Here is a 5,133-nt window from a genome sequence, read left to right as displayed (position 1 = left end):
CTTCCCCCTTTTCGCGGGGCAATACTGCCTTTTGAAAAAAACGCCGAAGATTTTCGGATTTTTTTCAAAAATTTTTTTGAGCAGCAAAATACGCCTGTCCGAAAAGCCCGGACAGGCGTATAGGTATTGTAAGTAGTATTTAGATGATTAGACAGTTCATATTGATAGACGTAGTTTTCCCCGGCGGTGGTCGGGTTTTTTTTGATGTGTCAATGACCGTCGGATTTTGTCGATACGGTATGTGCTTCATGGCGGCTACCTCCTTTAGCCGCCGTACCTTTCATTAAGAGCGTTTGCAGATAGCCAATAGACAAAAAAGAAACGGCGGCTTTGATTTCTCAAAAGCCGCCGTTGAGGAATAGGCGTGTGAAAAAACCTCTGCTCTGCGACGGCTTTTTTTCTTTGCCGTCGTCCGGCAGATAATAAAAAGTGTAGTTGTTTGTTACCTCAAAAAAGAGTCTGTATCTGTTAATTTCTATATGCCCTTTCGTCCATGCGTTCAAAATGGATTTGGTCTTTGTTGATAGTGATAGTTATATGGTCTGTGGTATATATGGCTGCAATCTCTTCCAGTTTTTTCACTATATCGCTTTCACTCATTTTCAATGCACTTTCAACGTCCATATCGCCCCAAAATGTTTGTACTGCATTTATCATATTTTCAATTTGGCGGTCACGTTCACCGACTGTGACTGTTTCTGTTTCTGAAATGCGGTAAGAAAATTGATAGAATAAATTACACCTTGCCACATCAAGGTTTCCACTGGTGATTTTTTCCGGTAGATATTCACCATAGTAAGGCTTCAATTCTGTTTCGGTGTAGCTGCTCTGAATCGCTTTGCCATTCTCCATGCCGGATAAAAATACCGTCAACCTCACAAAAGAAAGTTCCTCGGCGGTCAAAGTAACGGAAAAGTCATTGAATTTAGTATCTTCATCAATTCTTTCCATTCTTTCACGATTTTCATTCGCCCACGCCAACAAAGAAGTGTTAAAATCCTTGATTGGCGTATTCTGATAATCGGGCGTTTTCAAAGTGAATAGAGAACGATAATCTTCTTCCGTACCATTGGAATATACGCGGGTTTCCTGTTCGCTGTTTCCTTGCGATTGACCGTTTTCTTTGTCTATACCCTGTACGGAAGCCGGAAAATATGCGTATTCAATGGAGATTTCAATTTCTTCTGTTTTTAATTGTTCAATCAGATTATCCGTATTGTTTTGAATATCAGCCAATATGGAATTAGTATTCTGCAATTCTGGGGCTGTCTTATCGCCTAATATATCCTGCATACCCTTTATCACATTTAGGCGGGTAGTATTGTATTCCCGAATAGTAAGCGTATCAGCGTCTAAAATAGTTAAGGAAAATGAATATTCCAGCCTTGCGCTATCTGCCGAATTAGAAGTCCTCACTTCCTCGCTGAAATTTTGGGTTTTCCATTCATCTCCTGTAAGTGGCAGCACATAAAACAAGAATGAGGCTGTTTCGTTGGTATCTTTTACTCCGTAGAGGATTTGGCTTTTCCAAAACCTTTCCAACAAATCCCTGTATTCTGTTGTATCTGTCAACTTTGCAACATGGCTCCGATAATCTGAAACAGTCATATCCTCATAACCGTCTATTTGCAGAGCCAACAATTTTTGATATTCCTCTTTACTAAAGGAATTGTCCGGCATTTCCCCCTGTTCAGAAGTAGCAATAGGGGAATTGGTGGTTGATACGTTGTTTTGTTCCGGCGAACGACTTCGCCCTGCACACCCTGTAAACACACTCATGGTTAAAAGGGTGGCAAGAATGATTGTTAAATATTTCTTCATAGTAGAAGCTCCTTTCTGTTGCCCTTTCCGGGTACAGTTAAAGAATACTGCCCTAACTTGAATCTATTTTGAATTGAATATGTTTTTTATGTGGAGATAGAAAAGGCGGCAAGCTGAAAAAGCTCGCCGCCTTTGAAATATAAGTGCTAAAACTGTACGGAAACGATAACGCCTTGAATAGTATTAGCGATTTCAATTTTCGCACCATGTAAATCAAGAATCGTTTTTACAATATACAATCCTAATCCTGTGCCGCCTGTCTGCTTGTTTCTTGACTGGTCTACCCTATAAAATGGTTCAAACAGTCTGGAAATAGCTTCGTCGGGGATATGTGCGCCTGTATTCTCAATCGTAAAGGTTGTCGTTTCAGTTTCTTTCCATAACTTTATCAATACTTGATTTCCGGCTCCCGAATACGCCGCCGCATTTCCTAAAAGATTATCCAATGCTTTTTGAAGTAGCTGCATATCGCCTAAAATATAAACCTCCGGGGATATGGATTGTTCAACCGTCAAATCCTTTTGCATGAATAAATCTTCAAACGCTGTAACGCGGTCAATTATGAAATTGCTAAGATTAAGATTGCTTTTTTTGCAAGTATAACCCGGAGTATCTAATCGGGATATTGTTAAAAGCTCTTGTACCATTTTTCCCAAAGTGTCCGTAATTTCCAAAGACTGTGCAAGATATGTTTCCCGGTCTTTATAGCGTCCCACTTGATAGAGCATACCTTGAAGCTGTCCTTTGATAATGGTGATAGGCGTTTTTAATTCATGGGAAGCTGCCGCAAAAAATTCTACCCGTTGTTTCTCAAGCCGCCGTTCCATGTCAATATCAGCTTGTAACTTTTGATTGGCTTCCTGTAACTCTGAAAGAGCAGCCGCCAGTTTCTTTGACAGGTCATTTAAGCTATGAGAAAGCACCCCTATTTCATCTGTACGGTTAGTAGGGCATAAACCGCTAAAATCCATATCAGCCATTTGCTTTGATAATTTGCTTATCTTTTTAATTGGCTTTGTCATATACCAAGTATAGAAAAAAGCAACAATTACAGATATCAATAAAATAGCAACGCTCAATATAGGAAGTGTCTTTTGAAGTGCTAAAACCACTTGACTTTCTTTGTTGGTATTTTTGGCAAGCAATAAAATATATGCTTCTGTGCTGTCCGCAAATGATATTTTATATGCCTCTGTCGTATCTGTGTTTTTATAATCATCAATTTTATTGCCAGTAAATTCATTTAAGTCTGAAAGGGCTATTTCATTGCCAGAGCTTTGAAATAGGTGAAAAGCAAACTCATCATCATACTGCTTTGTAAGAATATCATTATACCCTTGAATGAAATATTGCACTTCCTCTTTAGGGATATGAGATAATTCCTCTGATAGCATATCAGCTAATTCTTTTACTTCTGCTAAATCATGGGAATAAATATACGGGGCAAAGTGGGCTATACACAAATATGTTACAGAGCAACAAGCCACCATAAGTATTGATGTAATCAAAAAGACTTTTACCGACAATTTACTTTTAATCTTCTTTATCAATTCTATATCCCACCCCTCTAATCGTTTCTATGTAGTCAGCAGCACCAAGTTTTTTCCGTAAGTTCTTTATGTGTGTGTCAACAATCCGTTCTTCCCCGAAAAACTCATACTTCCAAAGTGTCTGTAACAGATTTTGCCGCGTTAAAATTCTGCCTTTGTGTATCAGCAGTTCCCGCAGTATTTCAAACTCGCGGGGCGTTAAATCAATGCTTTCTTCCTTTGTATAAACCTTGTACCCCTCTAAATCCAGTGTTAAATCCTTATAGCTCATGGTCTGCGGAATATCATTCTGCTTTGATGAACGGCGTAGGACAGCGGCGATTTTCCGTAACAGTACAGGCATAGAAAACGGCTTTGTGATATAATCGTCAGCTTGCAAGTCCAAGCCTTTAAGCTGGTTCCCCTCGTCGTCTAATGCCGTAAGCATGATGATAGGCACATCTGATTTTTGCCGGATAACTTCGCAGACACCAAACCCGTCAATTTTGGGAAGCATAATATCAAGCAGTATCAAATCAAAGCTCTGTTCGGAATACTTCGCAAGGGCTTCCACACCATCAGCCGCCAGTACAACACTATACCCGGCTTCCTGTATAAAGTCATGCAGCAAAGCCTGTATAGATAAATCGTCCTCAACAATTAAGATTTTACTCATAGCGCACCTCCTTACCGTAATTGTAACAGGGTAATTTGAATCTATTGTGTAGATTTGAAATTTTTTCGCCTTTTATCGGTCGGTTTCTCCGCGTCCTTTGGTATCAGCCACATACGGCTGAATTTTGCCACGCCGGGTATGCGGTTTTCCTCACATAGCTTTTGTACCCGTCTTTCTGAAATGCCCCATTTCTTCGCTGCTTCCGGGGCAGAAATATACTCTAACATTTTCATTCACCCTTTCTATAAGTTCTATCGCTATAATTATATACGGTCAGCCGAATAAATACAAGACTTCTCCCGAAAAGAATTATGAATTATTTTGGCTAACTAACAGAACAGTGTAGACATATCCAAGAAGAAAGGTGAACAGTAAAATGTAATAGGGTGAATAACTATGGCAAAAAGACCAGTACCGAAATACGACTTCAAGGCTTTTGGGGCAGCGATAAAGGCGGCGCGGACGGGGCGTAAGGAGAGCCGCAAGAAAGTAAGCGACGAAATGTTTATCTCGCCGCGCTACCTTGCGAACATTGAGAACAAGGGGCAGCACCCAAGTTTGCAGATATTCTTTGAGCTAATGCTCCGCTACAATATATCCGTAGACCAGTTCCTTTTGGAAACGCCGCCAGAGAAGAACACGCAGCGGCGGCAGCTTGACGCGCTCCTTGACGGTATGAGCGATAAGGGCATACGGATTGTGAGTGCAACGGCAAAGGAGATAGCGGAAGTCGAAACAGAGGGCAGATAAGAGGTGTCCGTCACAAGTGAACAGGGTATAGAGAGCGTTGTAATCTTTTTTGAGGATTGCAGCGTTTTTCTTTTGCGGAAGTTTGGCAAAACCGGGCATAGCTCCGTAGTAAGGGATAAGGGCATAAGGGATAAAAACATTCGTAGCAAGCATAGGAAGCGGGTACCCACTTCCGTATTTTCCCCTCCCGCGCTGCGGCGCGTCGGTTGAAAATTGCTTGTTGGGAAGTGTCCCAAACCCTCGGAACGGAAAGGAAAGGAGCGAATACATGAACGGACGCAAAAGAACGGTGCAAATCAAATTCAGAGTGACGGAAGCGGAACGGGATTTAATACTGGAAAAAATGAAGCTCGTACC

The 5,133-nt window shown here is 41.0% G+C and carries 6 protein-coding genes; 2 read left to right on the top strand and 4 right to left on the bottom strand.

Features of this window, described 5'->3' with window-relative positions:
- Positions 1–468: 468 nt before the first annotated feature.
- The 4 genes from D5281_RS24000 to D5281_RS23985 form a co-directional block, all read right to left on the bottom strand.
- The gene (locus D5281_RS24000) at positions 469–1,821 is read right to left on the bottom strand and encodes a hypothetical protein (protein ID WP_160562403.1); all 1,353 of its coding nucleotides are present in this window, start codon (positions 1,819–1,821) and stop codon (positions 469–471) included.
- Between the two features lie 146 nt (positions 1,822–1,967).
- A complete protein-coding gene (locus D5281_RS23995) occupies positions 1,968–3,371 on the bottom strand; it encodes a sensor histidine kinase (RefSeq protein WP_160562402.1) in 1,404 nt (467 codons plus the stop codon).
- Positions 3,355–4,026, bottom strand: a complete 672-nt coding sequence (locus D5281_RS23990; RefSeq protein WP_120479130.1) for a response regulator transcription factor — start codon at positions 4,024–4,026, stop codon at positions 3,355–3,357. Before D5281_RS23990 ends, D5281_RS23995 begins: the two co-directional genes overlap by 17 nt.
- 41 nt (positions 4,027–4,067) lie before the next feature.
- On the bottom strand, positions 4,068–4,259 hold the full coding sequence (locus tag D5281_RS23985) for a helix-turn-helix domain-containing protein (RefSeq protein WP_334296636.1): 192 nt from the start codon (positions 4,257–4,259) through the stop codon (positions 4,068–4,070).
- A gap of 163 nt (positions 4,260–4,422) precedes the next feature.
- Between D5281_RS23985 and D5281_RS23980 the strand changes: the two genes are divergently transcribed.
- On the top strand, positions 4,423–4,776 hold the full coding sequence (locus D5281_RS23980; protein ID WP_002590580.1) for a helix-turn-helix transcriptional regulator: 354 nt from the start codon (positions 4,423–4,425) through the stop codon (positions 4,774–4,776).
- 268 nt (positions 4,777–5,044) lie between these two features.
- Positions 5,045–5,133, top strand: an 89-nt coding sequence (locus D5281_RS23975) for a plasmid mobilization protein (RefSeq protein WP_408637313.1), incomplete at its 3' end; no start/stop codon positions are given.

Origin of the sequence: Parablautia muri, assembly GCF_009917485.1 — a bacterium.
In the GTDB taxonomy this organism is placed as follows: Bacteria; Bacillota; Clostridia; order Lachnospirales; family Lachnospiraceae; genus Suilimivivens; species Suilimivivens muri.
This window is presented reverse-complemented; position numbering and strand designations above follow the sequence as displayed.

Excerpts from the sequence above, each read along its gene's own strand:
- D5281_RS24000 (WP_160562403.1), bottom strand. The coding sequence starts at position 1,821 with ATGAAGAAATATTTAACAATCATTCTTGCCACCCTTTTAACCATGAGT.
- D5281_RS23990 (WP_120479130.1), bottom strand. The coding sequence starts at position 4,026 with ATGAGTAAAATCTTAATTGTTGAGGACGATTTATCTATACAGGCTTTG.
- D5281_RS23985 (WP_334296636.1), bottom strand. The coding sequence starts at position 4,259 with ATGAAAATGTTAGAGTATATTTCTGCCCCGGAAGCAGCGAAGAAATGG.
- D5281_RS23980 (WP_002590580.1), top strand. The coding sequence starts at position 4,423 with ATGGCAAAAAGACCAGTACCGAAATACGACTTCAAGGCTTTTGGGGCA.